Here is a 21499-nt window from a genome sequence, read left to right as displayed (position 1 = left end):
ATTTGTTGATATTAATGAGTAAAAAATTAAATCCCACATTTATTTGCTGTTGTTGTGGTTGCTTTATAAGGGTATTTACTAATAAATTTCGCCTTGTGGAAATAAAAACAATTTGAATACAATCAATGGTAATTCGCAGTTTTCTCAAGGGTAGTCATTATGCTTAGTAAAGAACGAAACGATTTGATCACGCGGGTAGGCCCCGAGGCGCCCGCCGGCAAGTTGCTGCGCCGCTATTGGCAGCCCGTTGCGCTGGTCGACGAGCTTGAGGGCAAAAGGCCTGTGCGCGCCGTCAAGCTCATGGGGCAAGACTTTGTCTTGTTCCGCGACGAAAACGGTAATCTGGGCATGCTCGACCGCGACTGCCCGCACCGGGGCGCCGACCTTTCCAAGGGCCGCATCGAAGGCGGCGGCTTGCGCTGCCTGTTCCACGGCTGGGCCTTCAACATCAAAGGCGACTGCCTTGAAACCCCGGCCGAGCCCGAAAGCAGCAAGCTGTCTACCCATATCCGTCAAGGCGCCTACCCGGTGGTCGAACGCAGCGGCATTATCTTCGCCTATCTGGGCGAAGGCGAGCCACCCGCTTTTCCCGAGTTCGACTGTTTTGTGGCGCCGGACTCGCATGTGTTCGCCTTCAAAGGTCTGTTCGAATGCAATTGGCTGCAGGCCCTGGAAGTGGGCATGGATCCGGCGCACGCTTCGTTCCTGCACCGGTTTTTCGAAGACGAAGATACTTCGGGCAGCTACGGCAAGCAATTTCGTGGCGCTTCGGCCGATTCCGAACTGCCTATCACCAAGGTTCTGCGCGAATACGACCGTCCGGAAATCTCGGTCGACACAACGGATTACGGCTTGCGCCTGACGGCCTTGCGCAAGCTCCCCGAAGAGCAAACCCATGTGCGCGTCACCAACGTGGTTTTTCCGCAGGCCTTCGTGATTCCCATGAGCGCTGAAATGACCATCACGCAATGGCATGTGCCGGTCGATGACTACAATAATTACTGGTATGCCATCTTTACCAGCTTTACCGGGCCGGTCAACAAGCAGCAAATGCGCGACCAGCGGCTGGAACTGTACGAATTGCCCGACTATATTTCGCGCCGGAACAAGAGCAACAACTACGGCTACAACGTCGACGAGCAGCTTGCCGAAACCTATACCGGCATGGGCAGCGACATCAACGTTCATGATCAGTGGGCGTGCGAATCCCTGGGAGTCATCCAGGACCGTACCCGCGAAAACCTGGGCAGCACCGACAAAGGCATTGCCATGTTCCGGCGTATGCTGGTCCAGGCTATTGAAAGCACCTTGGCGGGCAAGTCCGACGTGCCCATGCTGATCAGTTCCGAGCAGGCCAGCGCCTTGAACGGCCCGCCCGCCATCGACGGCATCAACAAAGACCGCCTGGAGCCAACAGCCTACTGGAAGGAAGCCGACCTTCTGCGTCGCAGCCAGTCCGACTGGGCCAGCGCACGCCTTGCCAAGGAAGCGGAAGCAAAAGCATGATGAATTCTTTTGTCGACCGGCACGGGCTGTGGTCCGACGAGCAACAGCGGCAAGCCCGCGACCTGGTGGGCCGCATCGACGCTGGGGAAATCGAAACCCTGCGTTTTATGTTTCCCGACCAGCACGGCATTTTGCGCGGTAAAACGCTGGTGGCTTCAGCGGCGCGCGACGCCTTATGGAGCGGCGTCAATTTAACCTCTACGCTGCTGCTCAAAGACACATCGCATAAAACCGTATTTCCGGTTTTCAACAGCGGCGGCTATCAACTTGATGGGCTGCGCGGCGGCTCGGACTTCACAGTAGTGGCCGACCCAGCCACGTTCAAGATACTGCCCTGGGCCTATAAAACCGGCTGGGTTCTGTGCGACGCGTATCTGTGCGACGGCCAGCCCTGGCCGTTTTCATCGCGGCATATCATGCAGCGCGCCATCCAGCGCCTGGACGAGCACGGCCTGGACTTCATTGCCGGCCTGGAGGTGGAGTTCCACGTATTCAAGCTAGACGAGGCACGCATGGCGCTGGCCGATTCCGGCCAGCCCGGCACCCCGCCAGAAGTCTCTTTGCTGACGCACGGCTATCAGTACCTGACTGAACTGCGCTACGACCGCGTCGATGCGCTGATGGAGCTCTTGCGCAGCCAGCTTCAGGCCCTGGGCCTGCCTTTGCATTCGCTCGAGATCGAATACGGACCCAGCCAGTTCGAGCTTACCTTCAGCCCAAGCTGCGGCGTGGCCGCGGCCGACCTGATGATCCTGCTGCGCAGCGCCATCAAGCAAATCTGCCAGCGCAACGGTTATCACGCCACATTCATGTGCCGGCCGCGCATTCCTAATGTCATGTCCAGCGGCTGGCATTTGCACCAGTCGCTGCGCCGCAAAAGCGACGGTGTCAATGTGTTCATGCCCCATGACGCCGAAGGCGTGGGCCTGTCGCAAGTAGGCCTGGGCTATTTGGCCGGGCTTAAAGAGCACGCCTGCGGCGCCGCTTTTTTTGCCAGTCCCACCATTAACGGTTATCGCCGCTATCGTCCGTTTTCGCTGGCTCCTGACCGCGCCGCCTGGGCGCGCGACAACCGCGCCGCCATGCTGCGAGTATTGGGCGGCCCCGGCCAAACCGCCACGCGTATCGAGAATCGCATCGGCGAACCGACGGCCAACCCATACCTGTATATGGCTTCGCAATTGTTTTCGGGCCTGCACGGCATTGAAAGCCGGCTCGACCCCGGGCCTTCGGCCGATGCGCCCTACGAAACGCCGGCCGCGTTGCTGCCGCGCTCGTTGGACGAAGCGCTGCATTGCCTGCGCGAAGACACTCACTTGTGCGATCAGATGGGCGCATCTTTCGTCGACTATCTGTGCTTCATCAAAGAGGCGGAAATCGCTCGCTTCAATCTCGAAGTAACGGATTGGGAACATCGCGAGTACTTCGACATGTTCTAAGGCGGGCTGCGTTCGTCATTTGCCTGTCCCGTCGGGGCGGGCAATGTGTGCTGGCCGAAATGCACATATTGCGCCGTCCCGGATTCACCTGCAGCAAGGTAAGTTAAGCAGCAACCATCACTATTGATAACCCATTTGGAAGAGACTATGACAAAGAAACAGTATGTGTTGACAACTATTGCCCTGGCTTGTCTGGGCGCGCTGGGCGTAGCTCATGCCGATAACGGCGACGACAAGCTGCGCATCGGCCTTATTGCCACCTACACCGGCCCTTACGCGGACTACGGACGCCAATTCGACGCCGGCATTGCCCTGTACCTTAAAGAACATGGCGGCAAGATCGCGGGCAAAGAAGTGGAAGTCATCCGCAAGGACACCGGCGGCCCGGCTCCCGACGTTGCCAAGCGCGTCGCGCAAGAGCTCATTGTGCGCGACAAAGTCAGCTTTATCACCGGCCTGGACTTCAGCCCCAACGCCTATGCGGTTGCTGCCGTTTCCACGCAAGCCAAGATTCCTACCATTGTGATGAACGCGGCATCGTCCGGTATTACGAACAGCTCTCCTTATATCGCGCGCTTGTCGTTCACCGTGCAGCAGGTAACGGCGCCGATGGCCCAGTGGCTTCTTAAGCAGGGCGTCAAGAACGTATACACCGTGGTGGCCGACTACGCCTCGGGTGTCGATGCCGAAAAAGCCTTTGCAAAAGAATTCGCCAAGGGCGGGGGCAACGTGGTGCACAGCGTTCGCACGCCCATGAGCAACATGGATTTCTCGGCCTATGTCCAGCATATCAAGGACATGAAACCTGAAGCGGCGTTTTTCTTTTTCCCGTCGGGCGTGATGCCTCCTACCTTTCTCAAGGCCTGGAAAGAACGCGGCATGGAGCAGGCCGGCATCAAGTTGTTCGCCACGGGCGAGGCAACCGACGACAGCTTCCTCGAGGCCACCGGCGATGTTGCGCTTGGCCTGGTCACCAGCCACCACTACTCGTACGCCCACCCTTCGCCCAAGAACAAGAAGTTCGTGCAGGATTTCGCCGAGCAGTTCGGTACCAAGCTGCGGCCCAACTACTTCTCCGTAACCGCCTATGACGGCATGACGGCAATTGCCGAGGCCTTGAAGAAGACGAACGGCGACGTCAATGGCGACAAGGTCATGGAAGCCTTGAAGGGCATGCAATTCGAAAGCCCACGCGGCCCGATCCAGATTGACCCGGTCACACGCGACATTATCCAGACCGTATATATCCGCAAGGTCGAGAAAGTCGACGGCAAGCTGGTCAATGTCGAGTTCGACAAGTTCGACAAGGTCAAGGACCCCGCCAAAGAAGACAAGTAAGCCGATTCGTGTTGAGGCAGGGCCCGCGGGCCCCGCCCGGCATTTCAACGAGGTGAAGTTTATCCAATAACAACCGTCGAATTGAATTTCGATGTATTGCCAGGAAAATCATGAAGAGTTTGTATTTTCGTTGTTTGGGGCTTTCTGTGTTGGCGGGCCTTATTGCCGGTGCGCCAGTCGCGGCGGCTCAGGATGTCGTCAAGGTAGGCATGATCGTCGAAATGAGCGGGCCATTTTCGGAGTTCGGACGCCAGATGCAGGCGGGCGTCAAGATATACCAGGACCAATTCGGCGATAGCGTGGCTGGCAAGCGTGTCGAAGTCGTTTACAGGGATACGGGCGGCGCCAATCCCGACGCCGCCAAGCGCCTGGCGCAAGAGCTTGTCGTGCGCGATAAAGTCCAGGTGCTGGCCGGATTCGGCTTTACGCCCAACGCCATGGCGGTTGCTCCCATTGCAACCCAAGCCAAGCTGCCCATGGTCGTCATGAACGCGGCTGGGGCCGGCATAACAGCCAAGTCGCCGTATATGGTGCGCACGTCGTTCACCTATTCCGATGTGGTTCCCCCGATTGCCAAATGGGCGGTCGAGCAGGGCGCCAAGACGGCCTATGTGATTGTCGCGGACTACGCGCCCGGCCATGATGCCGAGCAGGCTTTTGTGAAGACTTTCGAAGCGGCGGGCGGCAAGGTGGTGGGCGCGGTGCGCACGCCCTTGGTGACGACAGAGTTCGCGCCCTACATGCTGCGGGTGAAGGATGCAAAGCCCGATGTATTGTTCGCCTTTGTGAACGGCGGCAGCGTTGCGCCGGCTTTCATCAAGGAGTTTCGCGCCAAAGGCCTTGGCGCCGACGGCATAAAATTGCTCGGCACCGGCGACGTGGTCGATGAACCCATCATGAACGTCATCGGCGAGCAGGGCATGGGCATGACGACGGTGTATCCTTATTCCATGCATCATGAATCGGCCTTGAACAAAGAGTATGTGCAGCGCTTCAAGGCACTGTTGGGCAACAACGAACGTCCCGCCATCATGAGCGTCGCCGCTTATGACGGAATGGCCGCCATTTATGCGGCACTGAAAAAAACCGGTGGCAACGCGGACGGCACCGCCTTGATTGCCGCGCTGAAGGGCCTGGAAATAGAAAGCCCGCGCGGCCGGATCCGCATTGACGCGAAAACAGGAGATATCGTGCAAGACGAATACATACGCCGTTTTGAGAAAGTAAATGGTGAATTCGCCAATGTCGAGTTCAAGACCTACAAGGCCGGTAACTGATGTCCGGCAGCGTAGATTCGGCAGATATTCTTGCCATGGACATCGCCCAGTTGTCGCAACAGTACGGCAGCGGCGCATGTTCGCCGGTCGACACGCTGGATGCAATGCGCTCCGCTATCGAAAGCGATACGCAGGGCATCAATGCGTTCTGTCATCTGGTCTGGCCCGCCGCACTGCAGGCCGCGCAAGCATCCGAAAAGCGTCATCGCGCCGGCCAGGCCTTGGGGCCTTTGGACGGCGTGCCGGTGTCCATCAAGGATTTGACTCAAGTTGCAGGCTGGCCGACACGCTGCGGTTCGCTTGCGACGCAGGACGATCCGCCCGCGCCGGTCGATGCGCCCAGCGTAGTTCAATTGCGTGCGGCCGGCGCGGTGGTTTTCGGCAAGACCACCACAACTGAATTCGGTTGGACCGTGCTTTCAGAAAACCCATACTCAGGCCTGACGCGCAATCCGCTCAATAACGCGCATTCCGCGGGCGGCTCAAGCAGCGGCGCGGCAGCTCAGGTTGCCGCAGGCTGGGGGCCGCTGGCGCTGGGCAGCGACGCGGGCGGCTCGGTCAGGATTCCGGCCTCGTATTGCGGCCTGGTTGGCTTCAAACCTACCTTTGGCCTGATACCGGCGGCGCCCGCCAGCGCTTTTGCCGAGTTCGCGCACCAGGGTGTGCTGACGCGCAGCATGCAGGACTGCATTACCGCGATGTCGGTGTTTTCCAAAGGCGACCCGCGCGACCCTTCATCGCTGTTTTCGCGCAGCGGCAGCGCAGATGGCCAGGAGCGGCCTTTGCGTATAGGTTGGAGCCGCACGCTGGGTGCCGCGCAGTTGCCCGACGCGGACGTCGCCGCGGCCTTCGAACACACGCTGGCACGTTTGTCGGCCGCCGGCTATCAGCTTGAAGAAGTCGCGCCAGGCATTGAAGATGCTTGCGCTGCGATGTGGACCATCTGGTGCAGCCGCGTCTTTGAATCTTTCCAGGCATGGCCGCCGTCCCGGCGGGAGTTGCTGGGCGACAAGCTTCGCGGCCTTTATCGCGCAGGAGAACAGCTGGGCATGGCCGAACTGGCTGCCAGCCAGACACGCTTGCGTGCCTTGGGAACAGCCTTGGCCCGCACGTTTTGCGATATTGATGTGCTGCTGACGCCAAGCACGCCGTCGGTCGCCCCGCCGGCCGGGCGCTATTTGGCCAACGGCAATGAAAGCGGCGAGAACTGGTTTGCCATGAACGGCTATGCATATCCCTTCAATGTCAGCCAGCAGCCTGCGCTAAGCATTCCGATGGGGTTGGGAGGACAGGGCCTTCCCGTCGGCTTGCAAATTGTCGGCCGCAAGTATCATGATAAGCAGGTGCTGCAATTGGGCAGCGCCTTGGAAAGTCTGTTGGAAGTTTCGCCATGAAGCCAATCGTTGTTTTTCAGCATACCGAAGTCGGACAGCCCGGTTTCGTCATTCCCATTCTTGAAAGTCTTGGGTATCGCTGCGAAATCATCCGCATCGTCGACGGCCAGACCGTGCCCGAAACCGCCAGCGACTTTGCCGGTTTGGTGTTCATGGGCGGCTACATGAGCGTTCACGACCCTTTGCCCTGGATAGCGCAGGAATGCGCCCTGATACGCGAAGCCGACGCTTTGGACATACCGGTGGCGGGGCATTGCCTGGGCAGCCAGCTGATGGCTATCGCCCTGGGTGCCAACGTCCATAAAAACATCCGCAGCGAGATCGGCTGGCAAGACATTGTGGTCGAGGGCGGCGAGCTGGCGCAAGCCTGGTGGGGCGAGCAAGAGGGCAGCATCATCCCCACCTTCCAATGGCATGGCGATACTTTCGAATTGCCGCTTGGCGCGGTGCGCATCGCGACGGGAGCAAACTGCGCCAACCAGGCCTTTGTGCTGTGCGATCTGCACCTGGGCATGCAGTCCCACTTCGAAATGACGCCCGAACTGGTCGAGCTGTCGCTCGAGCGCAACGGCGCTTGGCTGGAACGCGAATATGCAACCGGCAACCCCGCCGTGACCTCATTGCAAGAAACCCAGCGCGACGTCCCCGCCCGAACCAGGGCTATGGAAAAGGTGCTTACCCGGTTGTATAGCCGCTGGGTACGAAACTGCAAGCCTTGAGGCCTTTCAGGGCCGAAGCGAGCCTGCTCTCGTCCTTCACCGTATCGCTCTCGAAATTACTGAGCCCCCGAAGGGTCCCATCGTCGTCTTAAGCAATCTGTCGCAGCACGCCGCCATCGACACGCAGGGCCGCGCCCGTCGTGCCGGAAGCCTGCTCCGAGCAAACATAGACGACCAGGTTCGCGCCGCATGATGTATCCGACAGCATGGTGACCGTAACCGCCAGGCCTGCCGGCCCACGGCGATTCCCAGCTCGGGCTCGCCGTATCCCTGGAGCTTGCTCGTGCTCGTTCATGGCCTTTCCCTAATCGAGCTTTACCAGGTTCTGAAAGAGAAGCCCGCCCTGGCTGCCGCTCAGAACGTGCAGGGCTGCGCCGCCCTGATTCAGCCTTCCGAGCTCAATCGGAGCGAAGCCGAGTCGCGCGGCAAGCGCTGCGATCGTTGTGCTGGCATCCGCGTCATTGCTGGATACGAAGACTGCCTGGCGCTGGCCGCTGATCGGGGGATTCGTCCCAAGCCGCTGCACAGGCAGGTGGTTGAAGGCCTTGACCAGCTTTGCTCCTGATAAGAAATCTGCATTGATCTCGGAAGACAGGAGGCCGCGCAGTTTCGTTTCCTGTGCCTCGGCCGGCTGCAGGGCGTTGGTCACGTCGACCACGATCTTGCCGGCCCAGTCGGGGAGTTTTATCGCCACGGACTGGACCCGCATGAATCCGACCGCAAGGAAAATGACATCCGCTTCGAGTGCTTGCTCCAGCGTGGCCGGAATCACGTGTTGTCCCAGCTCGGCAGTAATTGCCGCCAGAGATTCTGGCCCACGCGAGTTGGCAACCTGCACATCGATTCCGGTCCTCGCGAAAAGGCCTGCCAACGTCCTGCCCACAGGGCCGGATCCTACGATACTGTATTGCATGTTCATGATTGTTCTCCAAGTGATGTGTGGAAGCGGGGACGACCCGCGACTGCGCCGGTTCATGCCCAGCGGCCAGCTTCTTCGAATGACAGCCGCGGGTTGCGCGGAAATGGCGTGCCGGGTTCTCCGTATCCAAGGCTGCATATGAAATTGGATTGGATGCGAGTGCCGGCAAAGAACTCGCGATCGACGCCCGCGTTATCGAAGCCGGACATGGGGCCGCCGTCTAGGCCCAGAGCGCGCGCCGCAAGGATCAGGTAGGCGCCCTGCAGGCTGCTGTTGCGCAGTGCCGTTTCTGCAGCCACTGCCGGTTCCCGGTAGAACTCGCGCAGCATCTCGCCCCGCGCCGGAAATAATTTCGGCATCGTCTCCGCAAACGCCAGGTCGTGGCCAACGATTACCGTAACGGGCGCAGCCATGATCTTGGCCCGGTTGGCTTCCATTGCAAGCGCCGCCAGCTTTTCCTTGCCTTCGCGGCTTCTTATCCACACGAAGCGCGCGGGATTGCTGTTGGCAGCGGTGGGGCCCCACTTCAGCAGTTCGTACACTTCGTGGATGGTCTGATCGTCGACATCTCGGGCGCTCCACTCGTTATAGGTTCTGGCCAGCCGGAACAGCTGATCGAGGGCGGCGGCGGGCAATACGCCTTTCGTGGCGGTGAGTGAAGGCCGAGGCTCAAGACTAGGGAGTTCGGCGCTCGGGCGGCGGCTCGCCGCGACGGCGTCAAGGACGCTGGAATCAATATCAGGAAGGTTCATATCGGTGCCTTTGTGGTTAGGACGTAACCAATATAGGATTTCCCGTTGAATCTGAAAAGACGATAAAATCAGATCAGAACTATCTGAATATGGGATGGACCTCGATGCTGGACGGTATTTCGCTGGACCAAATCAAGGCCTTCATCGCCGCAGTCGATGAAGGCAGCTTTTCGGCTGCGGGACGCAAGCTCTATCGCGTGCAGTCGGCGATAAGCGGGTGGATCGGCAGCCTGGAAGCCCAACTCGGCGTCGCGCTGTTTGATCGCACAGCACGGTTTCCGAAGCTCACGCCCGAGGGAGTACTGCTGCTCGCCGACGCACGCGACATCGTGTCCGGCGTCAATGCGCTGAAGGCGCGCGCCAAGCTAATGGCCGGAGGACTTGAGGCCGAATTGTCCGTGGTTGTCGACGTGTTCTTTCCGACCGCTACCATTGCGGTGGCGGCAAAGGCATTCGCAGAACAGTTTCCGCTGACTCCGTTACGGCTGTTTGTGGAGGGGTTGGGTGCGGCGTACCAACCCGTGCTGGATGAACGTTGCAGCCTTGGCATCCTGGCGTCGTTGCCTGTTGAGTTTCCCGCGTTGGTCAGCGAACGCCTGGAGGAGATTCCCTTGGTCATGGTGGCGTCGCCGCAGCATCCGCTGGCGAAGTTTCGTGGCCGAATACCCAAGCGCGAACTGGCCAAGCATGTGCAACTTGTGCTGACTGACCGTTCGAGTCTGATGTCCGGCAAAGACTACGGCGTCCTGTCCCCGTCGACGTGGCGGTTGGCAGACCTTTCAACCAAGCACGCCTTTCTCAGGGACGGCGTAGGATGGGGCAGCATGCCTCATCACATGGTGGAGTCCGACATCGCGTTGGGCAGCCTGATACTCCTTGATGTGCGCGAGGACTTCGCATTGACCATGTCTGCCTGCTACCGGGCCTCGGCGCCACCTGGGCCGGCGGGAAGATGGCTCATCGACTACTTGAAGAGTTTATCGGGCAGCGTTCGTGAAAGCCATGAGTCGCGCAAAGGAACATCACGCCCCCAGAGTGCCGCGAAACCGGCGTCTTCTGCCTGACGGGCAAGTTGCACCTGATTCTGCATTCGGGGGATATCCCCTTCGAAGGCTTCAATAGGAAAAAATTAAGTCGTCAATACGACCTTACCAAACTGCTGGTTAGACTCCAGGTATCGATGCGCATCGATGACCTTGTCCAGTGGAAACGTTTTGTCGATATGTGGGCGTAACGTGCCTGCCGAGATGCCTTGCGCGATGAAACTCTGTGCGCGTGCAAGGCAGTCGGGATCCTTCGTCACTTCCGTATAGACGTAGCCGCGCAATGTCAGACTCTTTTTTAAGGCCTGCTTCAGCGGATACGGTGTTTCTTCGGAGCTTAGGGCGCCATGAACGACGATTGTTCCTTTTGGTGCCATGGCTTCCGCCAAGTCGACCACCTGCGGTCCGCCGACCGCGTCAAAGGCACAGTTCAGCTTACCCTCGGTGTGCTCCTGTAAGCGCTGGCCTAACGGTTCTTCTTCCGTAGCGATGACGGCATATGCTCCTGCGGCTATCAATGCATCGCGCTTGGCGCTGGTTAGGGTCGTGGCAATGGGGCGCGCACCGGCCTGCCGGGCAATTTGGATCGCAGCCAGTCCGACACTACTGGAGGCAGCGGAAATAACGACCCAGTCACCCGCCATTAGACGACCGGCCTCGATTAAACCGCCATAAGCTGTTAAGTACGCCATCCACAGTCCAGCCGCCTGGACATGGGTCAAGCCTTGCGGCTGCGGCAACACGTAGGCGTGCGGGACAACAGCGTGATCGCCATACGTGCCGTATTTACTGATGTCAAAGCCCGGCAAGACGCCTACCGCGTCACCTTCGCGAACGCCGTGGGCACCGGCACCCACGGCAAGTGCGGTTCCGGACGCTTCAAATCCCATCTGGGAAGGAAATGTGGCCTTCTCCAGATAGCGTCCGGTACGAAACATCACATCGGCGCGGTTCATGCCAATAGCTTCGACTTTAATAAGCACTTCTCCAGCGCCCGGGGTTGGTATGACACGCTCTTCCAGGCGGAGCACATCAGGCCCGCCCAGTGCGTGAAAACGAACAACGCGTGACATCAGTATTCTCCGGTTATCAGACTGCGACTTTGATCACGATTTTACCGAACGCCCCTTTCGACAAGTGTTCATAGGCTTGAACGGCATCCTCGAAAGCATACACGTGGTCGATAACGGGCTTGATCTGATGCTTATCCAGAAACGGCCTGGCGCGGCTTTCCAATTAAACGGAAAGCCAGAAGAGCTAATCCTTGGAACAAAGACCTCGACTTTGGAATATAAGCCAGGGCGAAAAAAAAGCACCTGCGTGGTGCAGGTGCTTGATTTCACTGAATTCCTTGGCGGAGCGGACGGGACTCGAACCCGCGACCCCCGGCGTGACAGGCCGGTATTCTAACCAACTGAACTACCGCTCCGCAGCGGTGTAACTTATGCAGGCGGCAAAGCGACCTGGCGTCCCCTAGGGGATTCGAACCCCTGTACCCACCGTGAAAGGGTGGTGTCCTAGGCCTCTAGACGAAGGGGACTGGACTTAAACAAGTTGCGCAGTATACCATGAAACCAACGCAGCTTTTTCTTTGAAAGAAGTGGTGGAGGTAAGCGGGATCGAACCGCTGACCTCTTGCATGCCATGCAAGCGCTCTCCCAGCTGAGCTATACCCCCAACATGTCATGCATCGGTTTCAACCGGGGTTTAAACAAATGCATGTCTAGCAAAGAAGCGAAATTATGCACTAAATTTTTGATGTGTGCAAGTCCAGGGAAAATTTTAGCTGCCGCCGCTATGGCTGTTTGTCGTAGTACAGAGAGTGTGTACAAAAGCAATACCGGTTGTTGGCATGATATCCAGACGCCTTATATCTAGGGCACACGCCGCAATTTTTTCCTTTGCATCTCGCCAACAGTCCTTTAGTGCGATATGCTGAATACCGAGTAAACGCTCATCAACATCATTATTGTGGTCAGGGTTTCAACGAATGAGTTCTGCCGCCGGTCAGTTGTATTTCAATCCTATTGTCAATTCAGAGCAATTAGAAGCCATGTTTCGCGGCCTGGCCGAAAACGTTGTAGTAGGCATTTATGTATTCGAACCCCGGATCGATTCGTTTATTTATGTAAACAATACTCTGGCGAAGATGTTCGGTTATAAGCGCCAGGAAATGCTCAGCGGATTAAGTCTGTTCGACCTGGTCGCCATCAACGATGTGGATCAGGTTCGCGACAAAATAACGCGGGTGCTTAGCGGCGATTTGCCGCAGCTTCACTATGAGCGCAAGGCACGATGCAAGAATGGCGAATACATCGATATCGAGGTATTTGGCGCGCGCATGGTCCTGGAACGTTGCACCGCAGTGGTGGGCGTGGTGCTTGACATCACCCGGCGGCGCAAGGCCGAAGACGCGGTCCAGCTTACCTCGCTGGTGTACCAGCACAGCAGCGAAGCCATGGTGGTTACCGACGCCAACGGCGTCATTATCACGGTCAACCCTGCGTTTACCGATACCACCGGCTACGTGCTGGACGACGTGATCGGCCGGCGGCTGGATTCGCTCAGTTCGGAACGCTACGACCAAGAGTTCTACCGGCAGGTTTGGGCGTCGATGGCAAAATCGGGGCAGTGGCAAGGCGAAGTCAAAAGCCGGCGCAAGAATGGCGAAGAGCATACCGAGCGGCTTACGCTCAATACCTCGTATAACGACGACGGATCGGTGCGTTGCTGCGTGGTCTTGTTTTGCGAGATCTCCCAACAGAAGAAGTCCGAAGCGCAACTCTGGCGCCAGATCCATTTCGACCTCTTGACGGACCTGCCCAATCGCAAGCTGTTCCAGGAAACCCTCGAGGCCAAGATGCTGCGAGCCCTGGAAAGCGATTCAGGCCTGGCGGTGCTGTACATGGACCTGGACGATTTCAAGGCGGTCAACGACGCGCTGGGCCATGCCTACGGGGACGAAGCGCTTAAGCTGGTGGCTGCCCGCCTTAAAGGCTGCGTGCGCCAGTCCGATATTGTGGGACGCCTGGGGGGGGACGAGTTCTGCGTGATTATCGATGGCGCCACCACCGAAGAGCAGACCGACCGCATCTGCAAGAAGATAACCCGGGCGCTGGCCGAGCCGTGTGTGCTTGGCGGCGGCGCCGTTTCGGTAACGTGCAGCATAGGCGTTGCGTTCTATCCCGTTGACGCCTTGCGTGCCGACGATTTGCTGAACAATGCCAGCATGGCCATGAATGCTGCCAAGCAGCTGGGATGCAACCAATACAGCTACTTTACGCCGGGCATACGCGAAGAAGCCCATTTGCGGCATATGCTGATGCGCGACCTGAGCAACGCCCGCGGGCAGCGGCAGTTCAGGCTGTACTATCAGCCTATCGTCGATATGCAAAGCGGCCGCATGCTCAAGGCCGAGGCGCTGCTGCGCTGGCTGCATCCCGAACATGGCTTGATCAGCCCCGACGATTTCCTGCCGTTCGCGGAGGACTCCGGGCTGATCATCAGCATCGGCGACTGGGTGTTCAACGAAGCGGCGCGCCAGGTGGCGCAATGGCGTACCTTGTATGTGTCCGACTTTCGTGTCAGCGTCAATGTGTCACCCGCGCAGTTCCAGGCTCCAAGCCTCAGGCCCACCGATTGGCTGGCCAGCTTGCAGCGCCTGGGTTTGCCGGGCGAAAGCGTGGTGATCGAAATTACCGAGAAACTTATCATGAACGCTGCCGCCAGCGTTGGCGAAAAACTGCTTCAGTTCCGCGACGCGGGGGTGCGGGTAGCGGTGGACGATTTCGGGACGGGCTATTCGTCGCTGACCTATCTTAAAAAGTTCGATATCGACTATATCAAGATCGATCGCTCGTTCGTCAATAATCTGGCAACAAACCTTGATGACCGGGCGGTGTGCGAGGCGATCATCATGATGGCCCACAAGCTGGGCATGAAGGTGGTTGCCGAAGGCGTGGAAACCGCCGAACAATGCAAGCTGCTGGTCGAGATGGGTTGCGATCTGGGGCAGGGCTATCTGTTTTCCCGGCCCTTGACGTCGGAGCGCTTTACCGAGCTACTGCGCGGGCCGCTGGCCACGCCGGAACAGGTACAAACCCACTAGCAGGAACAGGACAAGCAAGGCCAGTATGGGGGCGTTTCCCCAACGCACATAGGGAGTCAGGCCGCGGGTTCCCTGCACCTCGACGTCCAGCACGCCTATCGTGTGGGCGGGCAGCACGGCGCGTACAGTGCCGTCGGGGTCGATCGCGGCGGTCATGCCGGTGTTGGTGGCCCGCAGCATGGGCCGGGCGGTTTCCATGGCGCGCATGCGCGAAATCTGCAGGTGCTGGCGCAAGGCCCACGAATCGCCGAACCAGCCCAGGTTGCTGAGGTTGACCAGAATGGTCGCGCCCGGGCCATGGGCGGGGCTGTCGGGGACGGCCTGGATGATTTCCTCGCCGAAGACGTCTTCGTAGCAAATATTCGGTGCAATGAACTGTCCGTCCAGTGCGAATGCGCGTTGGCGCGGGGCGCCGCGGTTGAAGTCGCCCAGGGGAATTTCCATGGCGTCGACAAACCAGCGAAACCCCGGCGGAACAAATTCGCCGAACGGCACAAGGTGGTGCTTGTCGTAATGCATGGGCAGCGTGCCGGCCCTGAGCTGTTCGACCGGGGTCTGCGCATTGAATGCGATGGCGCTATTGGTGTAGCGGTCCGCGTTCCCCTGTTGCGTGTGCAGCGGGATGCCCATAATGATCGTGGCGTTGCGCTCTTGGGCTATGGCCAGCCATTGCCGCCACAACTGTTCTGAATAGCTGTCCTGGAACATGGGCATGACAGTTTCGGGCAGGATGATCAGCTTGGGGTCGGAGCCTGTTTGCTTGGGCGGCAATGCGGCCAATTGCGCATAGGTATCCAGGCCTTTTTGCATAAGCTGGGGATCGAACTTTTCCGACTGCGGGATATTGCCCTGAACCAGACGCGCCAGCAGCGGCGCACCGGCCGGCTGCGACCAGGTGATTTGTCCCAGGGCCATGCCGGCAACTGCCAGGACGATGCCCACGGCGACGGCCGTGGCGGCGGGGGCTTCGGCTTCGGTTCCGCGGGCGCGGGTCAGCAGGGCGATAGCCCCCGCTATATAGGCTGCAAGCCAGGCCAGGCCATAAACGCCGACGATTGGAGCCCAGCCGGACAAAGGACCGTCGGCATGAGCGTAGCCGGCGTTCAGCCAGGGAAATCCGGTAAACAGCGTGCCGCGCAACCACTCGGCGCCGGCCCAGCACGAGGCCCAGATGGCGGCCGTCAGCAATTGCTTTCCGTAGGCGGTGCCGCGGCTGTCGCCGCACATCCAGCGGGTCAGCGCGGCGGCGGCTGTGGCAAACAGCGCCTCGGCCGCCGCCAGCAGCAGTACTGCGCCCGCCGCCATGGGCGAGGGCAGGCCGCCGTATAAATGCAAACTGATGTAGATCCAGTACAAGCCGACGGTGAACTGGCCCAGCCCGAACAGAAAGCCGGCCAAAGCCGCCTGCTTGGCCGACCTGGCGTTGAAGACATAGGCTGCAAAGCAAGCCAGCGCCGCTACCTGCACATAGGGCAGCGTAACGCCCGGCAGCGGCTCGGGGGCAAAGCAAAGCGCATGGACGGCGCCAAGCAGCACAAGTTGCAGGCTGTAGCGCCAAAACGGCAGGACAGGTTTCACGGCTTAACGGATTTGTTCGAGCAGTTCGGAGGCCGAGGCGGCTTGCTCGCCCCGCTGAATGTGCAGCCACAGCACGCGCTTGGTATCGGCGCCCACGACGGTCATGTTCAGTCCTTCGTGGTTCAAGGTATCGCCGCGGCGCGGGATATGGTCGAACTGGGCGGTAAACCAGCCTCCCAGCGTGTCATAGTCGTCGTGCGGCAGGTTGGTATCGAAAGTGCGGTTGAAGGTTTCAATCTCGGTAACGCCCATGGCTCGCCAGCTGTTTGTGCCGGTCAGGAAAATGGTTTTCTCGGCGTCTTCATCGTATTCGTCTTCAATATCGCCGACGATTTGCTCCAGGACGTCTTCCATGGTGACCAGGCCGGAGGTGCCGCCGTGCTCGTCGATGACGATGGCAAGGTGGTTGCGGCTGCTGCGGAACTCGTGCAGCAGCACGTTCAGGCGTTTGGTTTCGGGGATGAAGACGGCGGGACGCACCAGGGGGCGCAAGTCGATGGCCGGGTTGGTGATGGTAAGCAGCAGGTCTTTGGAAAGCAGGATGCCGACGATATTGTCGCGGTCGTTCTCGTAGATGGGGAAGCGCGAGTGGCCGGTGTCGATGATTTCAGGCAGCAATTCTTTAAGGGGCTTGCTGATGTCCAGCATGTCCATGCGCGAACGCGGAACCATGATGTCGCCCGCGGTTTTGTTGGCGACGTCGAGCGCGCCGGAGATCATGGCGAATGCTTCGCCGTCGAGAACCTGCCTGTCGTGCGCCGCTTCGAGTACAGCTTTGATGTCTTCCCTGTCTTCAGGCTCGGGCCTGATGAGTGAGACGATTCGGGCAAAAAGTGATTTTGGGGTGGTTTTCGACGGTCGGGGTTCGGCGTCGGGGGGCGGGTTAGATTCTGACATTGTCCACAGGACGAGTTATTGAAGCTTTTAGCATAACCTAAATTGCCGTTGCGGTTAAAAATAAGGGTTGGCGATGCCCATGGCCGCGAGAATGCGCGTTTCAAGCGCTTCCATGGCCTGCGCTTCGTCCGGTTCAAGATGGTCGTAGCCCAGCGAGTGCAGGACGCCATGCACCGTCAGGTGCGCGGCATGGTCGAGCAGGGCTTTGCCTTGTTCTTTGGCCTCGGCCTCGAGCACGGGCACGCACAGCACGATGTCGCCGGCCAGGGTGCCGCCAGGGTCGACACCGTATTCGAAGGTAAGCACATTGGTGGCATAGTCGCGTTCGCGGAACTGCTGGTTCAGCAGGCGGCCTTCTTCAGCGTCAACAAAGCGCAGGGTCAGTGTCGCGGCTGAAATCCCGGTTTGCGACTCGTGGCCGGCGGCCGATGTCTCGTCGGCCAAGGCCGTGTCCAGAGTGCGCTGTACCCAGCGTCGCAAGCGCCAGCGGGGCAATTCCGGCATGGGAGTGGCGTATTGGATCGACAAGGACAGGTCAATCGGCATGGTCGCCCGCTTTTTCGTAGGCTTCGACGATGCGTGCCACCAGGGGATGGCGCACAACGTCGCGGCTGGTAAAGCGCGTGGTGGCGATGCCCTGGACCGATTCCAGCACTTCCAGCGCGTGCACCAGCCCGCTGGGCTGGCCGCGCGGCAGATCGACTTGGGAAGGGTCGCCGTTGATAACGGCCTTGCTGCCGAAGCCAATGCGCGTCAGGAACATTTTCATTTGTTCCGGCGTGGTGTTCTGGGCTTCGTCCAGGATGACAAAGGCGTGGTTCAGTGTGCGGCCGCGCATATAGGCCAGCGGGGCTATTTCAATGGCTTGCTTGTCGAACAGGCGCTGCACACGGTCAAAGCCCATCAGGTCGTAGAGGGCGTCGTACAAGGGGCGCAGGTACGGGTCGACTTTTTGCGCCAGGTCGCCGGGCAGGAAGCCCAGGCGTTCTCCGGCTTCGACGGCGGGCCGAGTCAGTACCAGGCGCTGCACGGTTTCGCGCTCGAGCGCGTCGATGGCGCAAGCCACGGCCAGCCATGTCTTGCCGGTGCCGGCCGGGCCGACGCCGAAAGTAATGTCATGCTTGAGGATCTGGTTCAGGTAGTCGCGCTGGCGCGGCGTGCGCGGGCGCAGGTCGGTGCGCCGGGTGCGCAGCACCAGGCCGGCGCTAAGGTCGTCCACCGGCGGCAGTTCGGGCAGCTCGGGGGTTTCGATAATCGGCTGGTCGGGCGCAGCACTCAGGCCGGAGCCAAGTTCCACCAGTCCCAGCTGTATGTCGTCGATGGTTAGCGGCTTGTGCACCGCGCGGCGATGAAACAGCTCCAGGGCCTTGCCGGCGGCCTGGGCCTGCGCTCCGTCGATGGTGACGCGGTTGCCGCGCCGGTTCAAGCCTACATTCCAGCCGTCGGCAATCTGGCGCAGGTTTTCGTCCAGCGGGCCGCACAGGTTGGCCAGATGGGTGTTGTCCCCTTCCAGCACAACGACGACAGGCAGTTTGCGGCGCGGTTTCTCGCTCATGCGCGATCCGCCGCGGCGTTGATGACGACTTCGCCTTTGAGGGTATTGGTGTTGGTCTGCAGTATGCGGACATCGACCATTTGGCCTATCAGGCGCGCGGGCGCGGCAAAGTTGACAATGCGGTTGTTCTCGGTGCGGCCCATCAGTTCGCTGTCGTCGCGGCGCGAAAAGCCTTCGGCCAGCACACGCTGTACGCTGCCGACCATCGAAGCGCTGATGGCGGCCGCCTGTTCATTGATAAGGGCTTGCAGGCGGTGCAGGCGCGCCAGCTTCTGTTCTTTGCTGGTGTTGTCTTCCAGGTCGGCGGCGGGCGTGCCGGGGCGGCGCGAGTAAACGAAAGAGAACGACTGGTCGAACCCGACGCTGCGGATCAGGTCCAGGGTTTTTTCGAAGTCCGCTTCGGTTTCGCCCGGAAAACCCACAATGAAGTCCGAAGACAGGGTCATGTCGGGACGCACGGCGCGCAGGCGGCGGATGATGGATTTGTATTCCAGCGAGGTATAGCCGCGTTTCATGGCTGCCAGCACGCGGTCGCTGCCCGCCTGCACGGGCAGGTGCAGGAAGGGGACCAGCTTGGGCAGCGCGCCATGGGCTTCGATGAGCCGCGTCGTCATTTCCTTGGGGTGCGAAGTGGTATAGCGGATACGCTCGATGCCCGGGATTTCGTGCACATATTCCAGCAGCATGGCGAAATCGGCGATTTCGTCGCTGTCGGCCATGGGGCCGCGGTAGGCATTGACGTTTTGCCCCAGCAGGGTTACTTCCTTGACGCCCTGGTCGGCCAGGTCCGCGACCTCGACCAGCACATCGTCGAAAGGGCGCGAGAGCTCTTCGCCCCGGGTGTACGGCACCACGCAGAAGCTGCAATATTTGCTGCATCCTTCCATGATGGACACGAAGGCGCTGGAACCTTCGACGCGGGCCGGCGGCAGGGCGTCGAATTTTTCAATGGCGGGAAAGCTGATGTCGACTTGCGAATGGCCGCTTTGCCTGCGCTGCGCGATCAGGGCAGGCAGGCGATGCAAGGTTTGCGGCCCGAACACGACATCGACATAAGGCGCGCGCTTGACGATGGCTTCGCCTTCCTGGCTGGCCACGCAGCCGCCGACGCCGATGATCAGGTTGGGGTTGTTTTGCTTCAGGTGCTGTACCCGGCCCAGGTCGGAAAAGACTTTCTCTTGCGCTTTTTCGCGCACTGAACAGGTATTGAACAGGATGACGTCGGCTTCTTCCGGGTTTTCGGTAAGTTCCAGGCCTTGGTCTTCGTGCAGCACGTCGGCCATTTTTTCCGAGTCGTATTCATTCATCTGGCACCCGAAGGTCTTGATGAATACCTTGCGTGCCGGGGTGTTCGAGGCGGCGCTTTGGGGCTGGACTGCGGGGGCGGCGGCGATTGCGGTAGCGGTTGTCGCCGCGGTTGCGTTCTGGCTGCGCTTAAGAGAAGTTTCTTGCATGGTATGTAGCCGTGACGGGTGTATATCCCGGGGGCAAAGAGTGAAACCTCGTATTGTACTGTGAGCCGGTGCCATCAGGTGCGACGGGGGGGCCGGATGGCAGAGCCCGGCCGCAACGGGATCGGACTTTTGGCTGATCGGTTGGTGCGCTTCGCTTATATGCCTATAATTCAGGGGTTGCTGTTATAAGCACATAACCAAATCGCATAAGAATGACCGCAAGGAGGTTTTATGAAAGAAAACATGAATATCAGCCGCCGTCGCCTGCTGGCATCCGCCGGTGGCGCCGTTGCCTGGGCAAGCCTGGGCGGCGTGGCCATGGCCGACGACACTACGACACCCGCCTCGAAGTCCAATCCAGGGCCCGTCTCGGCTGAAAAGCCCTTGCCTGACTATGCGAAATGGAAGAATGCCGACAGCATGATCGTCCATAGCGCGAATACAATTGAAACGCGCCGCACGGCTTTCGGCTCCAGTGGTATTACTCCCCTGGACAGGCTGTTCGTGCGCAATAACGTCAGCCCACCGGCCGCCTCCATCATGGACAATCCCGGTGCGTGGCAAGTGGAAGTCAGCGGTGTGGTCAAGCCCCGCTCTTTTACCGTCGACGAGCTCAAAACGCTGGGCCTGGCCTCGGTTGCCGTGGTGATGCAGTGTTCGGGCAATGGCCGCGGCTATTTCCCCCATAAGCCCTCGGGCACGCAATGGACAGTGGGCGCCGCGGGCTGCGTGGTGTTTACGGGCGTTCCGGTCAAAGCCGTGCTGGCAGCCGCAGGCGGCATGGCCAAGGGCATGGCTTACATGACCAGCACCGGTGGCGAGACCATCCCGGCGGGCATTGATGCCAAGACCGTCATGGTCGAACGCTCAGTGCCGTTGTCGGCGATGGAAGACGCAATCCTTGCCTGGGAAGTGAACGGCGAACCATTGCCGTTGGCCCATGGCGGCCCTTTGCGGATCATCGTGCCGGGCTACACCGGCGTGAACAGCATCAAATACATCAAGCACCTGGCTTTTACCAAAGAGCAGTCGCCGGCCAATATCCAGCAGAACAGCTACCGTTTTTCGCCTGTCGGCGTCAAGGGTACGCCGGCCCACGACTCCATCTGGGAAATGCCGCCCAAGTCGTGGATCAACCTGCCGTCCGACCCCAAGCAGCCGGTCAAGGCAGGCAAGGTTCAGATCAGCGGCGTGGCCATGGGCGGGATGCACGCGGCCAAAACGGTGGAAGTTTCCATCGACGGCGGCAAAAGCTGGCATGCGGCCAAGTTCGTCGGTCCCGACCTGGGCAAGTACGCCTGGCGCGAATTCGTTTTCCAGGCCGACCTCAAACCCGGTACCTACGAATTGGCCAGCCGCACAACCAATACCAAGGGGCAGAAGCAACCCAAAGAACGCCTTGAGAACAATCGCGGCTACATCAACAATAGCTGGCTTGATCACGCCGTCAAGATAACTGTGGCTTGAACTTTTCCAAGCCGAATTCATGGGTTACCGCTACACGGTTATAGATATAGGAA

The 21499-nt window shown here is 59.6% G+C and carries 18 protein-coding genes, 3 tRNA genes and 1 pseudogene; 9 read left to right on the top strand and 13 right to left on the bottom strand.

Features of this window, described 5'->3' with window-relative positions:
- The first annotated feature begins 159 nt into the window (after nt 1-159).
- The 6 genes from DFR37_RS11730 (at nt 160) to DFR37_RS11705 (ending at nt 7673) form a co-directional block, all read left to right on the top strand.
- Nucleotides 160-1506 (top strand): aromatic ring-hydroxylating dioxygenase subunit alpha, encoded by a 1347-nt coding sequence (locus DFR37_RS11730; protein WP_113933411.1) that lies wholly within the window; start codon nt 160-162, stop codon nt 1504-1506.
- Nucleotides 1506-2945, top strand: a complete 1440-nt coding sequence (locus tag DFR37_RS11725) for a glutamine synthetase family protein (RefSeq protein ID WP_113933410.1) — start codon at nt 1506-1508, stop codon at nt 2943-2945. Before DFR37_RS11730 ends, DFR37_RS11725 begins: the two co-directional genes overlap by 1 nt.
- 147 nt (nt 2946-3092) lie before the next feature.
- A complete protein-coding gene (locus DFR37_RS11720; RefSeq protein WP_113933409.1) occupies nt 3093-4283 on the top strand; it encodes an ABC transporter substrate-binding protein in 1191 nt (396 codons plus the stop codon).
- Between the two features lie 110 nt (nt 4284-4393).
- On the top strand, nt 4394-5560 hold the full coding sequence (locus DFR37_RS11715; protein WP_113933408.1) for an ABC transporter substrate-binding protein: 1167 nt from the start codon (nt 4394-4396) through the stop codon (nt 5558-5560).
- Nucleotides 5560-6954 carry an amidase gene (locus tag DFR37_RS11710; protein ID WP_113933407.1) on the top strand — a complete coding sequence of 465 codons (1395 nt, stop codon included), beginning with the start codon at nt 5560-5562 and terminating at the stop codon, nt 6952-6954. Before DFR37_RS11715 ends, DFR37_RS11710 begins: the two co-directional genes overlap by 1 nt.
- On the top strand, nt 6951-7673 hold the full coding sequence (locus tag DFR37_RS11705; protein WP_113933406.1) for a type 1 glutamine amidotransferase: 723 nt from the start codon (nt 6951-6953) through the stop codon (nt 7671-7673). The genes DFR37_RS11710 and DFR37_RS11705 overlap by 4 nt, the downstream gene beginning before the upstream one ends.
- A gap of 88 nt (nt 7674-7761) precedes the next feature.
- Here the strand turns inward: DFR37_RS11705 and DFR37_RS11700 are convergent.
- The 3 genes and pseudogenes from DFR37_RS11700 to DFR37_RS11690 form a co-directional block, all read right to left on the bottom strand.
- Nucleotides 7762-7857, bottom strand: a pseudogene (locus tag DFR37_RS11700) (oxidoreductase); the annotation flags it as partial.
- Nucleotides 7858-7977: 120 nt separating this feature from the next.
- Nucleotides 7978-8592: an NADPH-dependent F420 reductase gene (locus DFR37_RS11695; protein ID WP_242341815.1), complete on the bottom strand. Its 615-nt coding sequence runs from the start codon at nt 8590-8592 to the stop codon at nt 7978-7980.
- 53 nt (nt 8593-8645) lie between these two features.
- Complete coding sequence (locus tag DFR37_RS11690; protein ID WP_113933405.1) at nt 8646-9344, bottom strand: malonic semialdehyde reductase; 699 nt, start codon at nt 9342-9344, stop codon at nt 8646-8648.
- An 89-nt stretch (nt 9345-9433) separates the two neighbouring features.
- Here DFR37_RS11690 and DFR37_RS11685 point away from each other — a divergent pair, with 89 nt between their 5' ends.
- Nucleotides 9434-10408 carry a LysR family transcriptional regulator gene (locus DFR37_RS11685; protein ID WP_346724942.1) on the top strand — a complete coding sequence of 325 codons (975 nt, stop codon included), beginning with the start codon at nt 9434-9436 and terminating at the stop codon, nt 10406-10408.
- A 65-nt stretch (nt 10409-10473) separates the two neighbouring features.
- Here the strand turns inward: DFR37_RS11685 and DFR37_RS11675 are convergent, their stop codons facing one another.
- The 5 genes from DFR37_RS11675 to DFR37_RS11655 all read right to left on the bottom strand — a co-directional run bounded on the left by DFR37_RS11675 (nt 10474) and on the right by DFR37_RS11655 (nt 12064).
- Entirely contained in the window at nt 10474-11460 is a 987-nt protein-coding gene (locus tag DFR37_RS11675; protein ID WP_113933403.1) for a zinc-dependent alcohol dehydrogenase family protein, read from the bottom strand.
- A gap of 16 nt (nt 11461-11476) precedes the next feature.
- Nucleotides 11477-11623 (bottom strand): zinc-binding dehydrogenase, encoded by a 147-nt coding sequence (locus tag DFR37_RS23435; protein WP_113933402.1) that lies wholly within the window; start codon nt 11621-11623, stop codon nt 11477-11479.
- A 116-nt stretch (nt 11624-11739) separates the two neighbouring features.
- Nucleotides 11740-11816, bottom strand: a tRNA-Asp gene (locus DFR37_RS11665).
- Nucleotides 11817-11851: 35 nt separating this feature from the next.
- A tRNA-Glu gene (locus tag DFR37_RS11660) sits at nt 11852-11927 on the bottom strand.
- Nucleotides 11928-11988: 61 nt separating this feature from the next.
- Nucleotides 11989-12064, bottom strand: a tRNA-Ala gene (locus DFR37_RS11655).
- A 313-nt stretch (nt 12065-12377) separates the two neighbouring features.
- Here DFR37_RS11655 and DFR37_RS11650 point away from each other — a divergent pair.
- Nucleotides 12378-14495 (top strand): sensor domain-containing protein, encoded by a 2118-nt coding sequence (locus tag DFR37_RS11650; protein WP_113933401.1) that lies wholly within the window; start codon nt 12378-12380, stop codon nt 14493-14495.
- Here the strand turns inward: DFR37_RS11650 and lnt are convergent.
- From lnt to miaB, 5 genes are read right to left on the bottom strand one after another with little or no spacing between them, the layout of a single operon-like run.
- Nucleotides 14448-16073: an apolipoprotein N-acyltransferase gene (lnt, locus tag DFR37_RS11645; RefSeq protein WP_113933400.1), complete on the bottom strand. Its 1626-nt coding sequence runs from the start codon at nt 16071-16073 to the stop codon at nt 14448-14450. The two genes, DFR37_RS11650 and lnt, sit on opposite strands and share 48 nt — an antisense overlap.
- A 3-nt stretch (nt 16074-16076) precedes the next feature.
- A complete protein-coding gene (locus DFR37_RS11640) occupies nt 16077-16970 on the bottom strand; it encodes a CorC family transporter (protein ID WP_113933399.1) in 894 nt (297 codons plus the stop codon).
- A 54-nt stretch (nt 16971-17024) separates the two neighbouring features.
- Nucleotides 17025-17516, bottom strand: a complete 492-nt coding sequence (gene ybeY, locus DFR37_RS11635) for an rRNA maturation RNase YbeY (protein WP_113933398.1) — start codon at nt 17514-17516, stop codon at nt 17025-17027.
- Nucleotides 17506-18525 (bottom strand): PhoH family protein, encoded by a 1020-nt coding sequence (locus DFR37_RS11630; RefSeq protein WP_113933397.1) that lies wholly within the window; start codon nt 18523-18525, stop codon nt 17506-17508. Before DFR37_RS11630 ends, ybeY begins: the two co-directional genes overlap by 11 nt.
- Nucleotides 18522-19979 (bottom strand): tRNA (N6-isopentenyl adenosine(37)-C2)-methylthiotransferase MiaB, encoded by a 1458-nt coding sequence (miaB, locus tag DFR37_RS11625; RefSeq protein ID WP_113933396.1) that lies wholly within the window; start codon nt 19977-19979, stop codon nt 18522-18524. The genes DFR37_RS11630 and miaB overlap by 4 nt, the downstream gene beginning before the upstream one ends.
- Before the next feature lie 231 nt (nt 19980-20210).
- Between miaB and sorT the strand changes: the two genes are divergently transcribed.
- Nucleotides 20211-21446 carry a SorT family sulfite dehydrogenase catalytic subunit gene (sorT, locus tag DFR37_RS11620; protein ID WP_113933395.1) on the top strand — a complete coding sequence of 412 codons (1236 nt, stop codon included), beginning with the start codon at nt 20211-20213 and terminating at the stop codon, nt 21444-21446.
- Nucleotides 21447-21499: the final 53 nt, after the last annotated feature.

It is taken from the genome of Eoetvoesiella caeni, from assembly GCF_003315175.1.
GTDB classification, from domain to species: domain Bacteria; phylum Pseudomonadota; class Gammaproteobacteria; order Burkholderiales; family Burkholderiaceae_B; genus Eoetvoesia; species Eoetvoesia caeni.
This window is presented reverse-complemented; position numbering and strand designations above follow the sequence as displayed.

Coding starts and splice junctions, on each gene's coding strand:
- DFR37_RS11705 (WP_113933406.1), top strand. CDS start 6,951: ATGAAGCCAATCGTTGTTTTTCAGCATACCGAAGTCGGACAGCCCGGT.
- ybeY (WP_113933398.1), bottom strand. CDS start 17,516: ATGCCGATTGACCTGTCCTTGTCGATCCAATACGCCACTCCCATGCCG.
- DFR37_RS11715 (WP_113933408.1), top strand. CDS start 4,394: ATGAAGAGTTTGTATTTTCGTTGTTTGGGGCTTTCTGTGTTGGCGGGC.
- DFR37_RS11725 (WP_113933410.1), top strand. CDS start 1,506: ATGAATTCTTTTGTCGACCGGCACGGGCTGTGGTCCGACGAGCAACAG.
- DFR37_RS11650 (WP_113933401.1), top strand. CDS start 12,378: ATGAGTTCTGCCGCCGGTCAGTTGTATTTCAATCCTATTGTCAATTCA.
- DFR37_RS11695 (WP_242341815.1), bottom strand. CDS start 8,592: ATGAACATGCAATACAGTATCGTAGGATCCGGCCCTGTGGGCAGGACG.
- DFR37_RS11730 (WP_113933411.1), top strand. CDS start 160: ATGCTTAGTAAAGAACGAAACGATTTGATCACGCGGGTAGGCCCCGAG.
- DFR37_RS11630 (WP_113933397.1), bottom strand. CDS start 18,525: ATGAGCGAGAAACCGCGCCGCAAACTGCCTGTCGTCGTTGTGCTGGAA.
- DFR37_RS11640 (WP_113933399.1), bottom strand. CDS start 16,970: ATGTCAGAATCTAACCCGCCCCCCGACGCCGAACCCCGACCGTCGAAA.
- DFR37_RS11720 (WP_113933409.1), top strand. CDS start 3,093: ATGACAAAGAAACAGTATGTGTTGACAACTATTGCCCTGGCTTGTCTG.
- DFR37_RS11675 (WP_113933403.1), bottom strand. CDS start 11,460: ATGTCACGCGTTGTTCGTTTTCACGCACTGGGCGGGCCTGATGTGCTC.
- miaB (WP_113933396.1), bottom strand. CDS start 19,979: ATGCAAGAAACTTCTCTTAAGCGCAGCCAGAACGCAACCGCGGCGACA.
- DFR37_RS11690 (WP_113933405.1), bottom strand. CDS start 9,344: ATGAACCTTCCTGATATTGATTCCAGCGTCCTTGACGCCGTCGCGGCG.
- DFR37_RS11685 (WP_346724942.1), top strand. CDS start 9,434: ATGGGATGGACCTCGATGCTGGACGGTATTTCGCTGGACCAAATCAAG.
- DFR37_RS11710 (WP_113933407.1), top strand. CDS start 5,560: ATGTCCGGCAGCGTAGATTCGGCAGATATTCTTGCCATGGACATCGCC.
- sorT (WP_113933395.1), top strand. CDS start 20,211: ATGAAAGAAAACATGAATATCAGCCGCCGTCGCCTGCTGGCATCCGCC.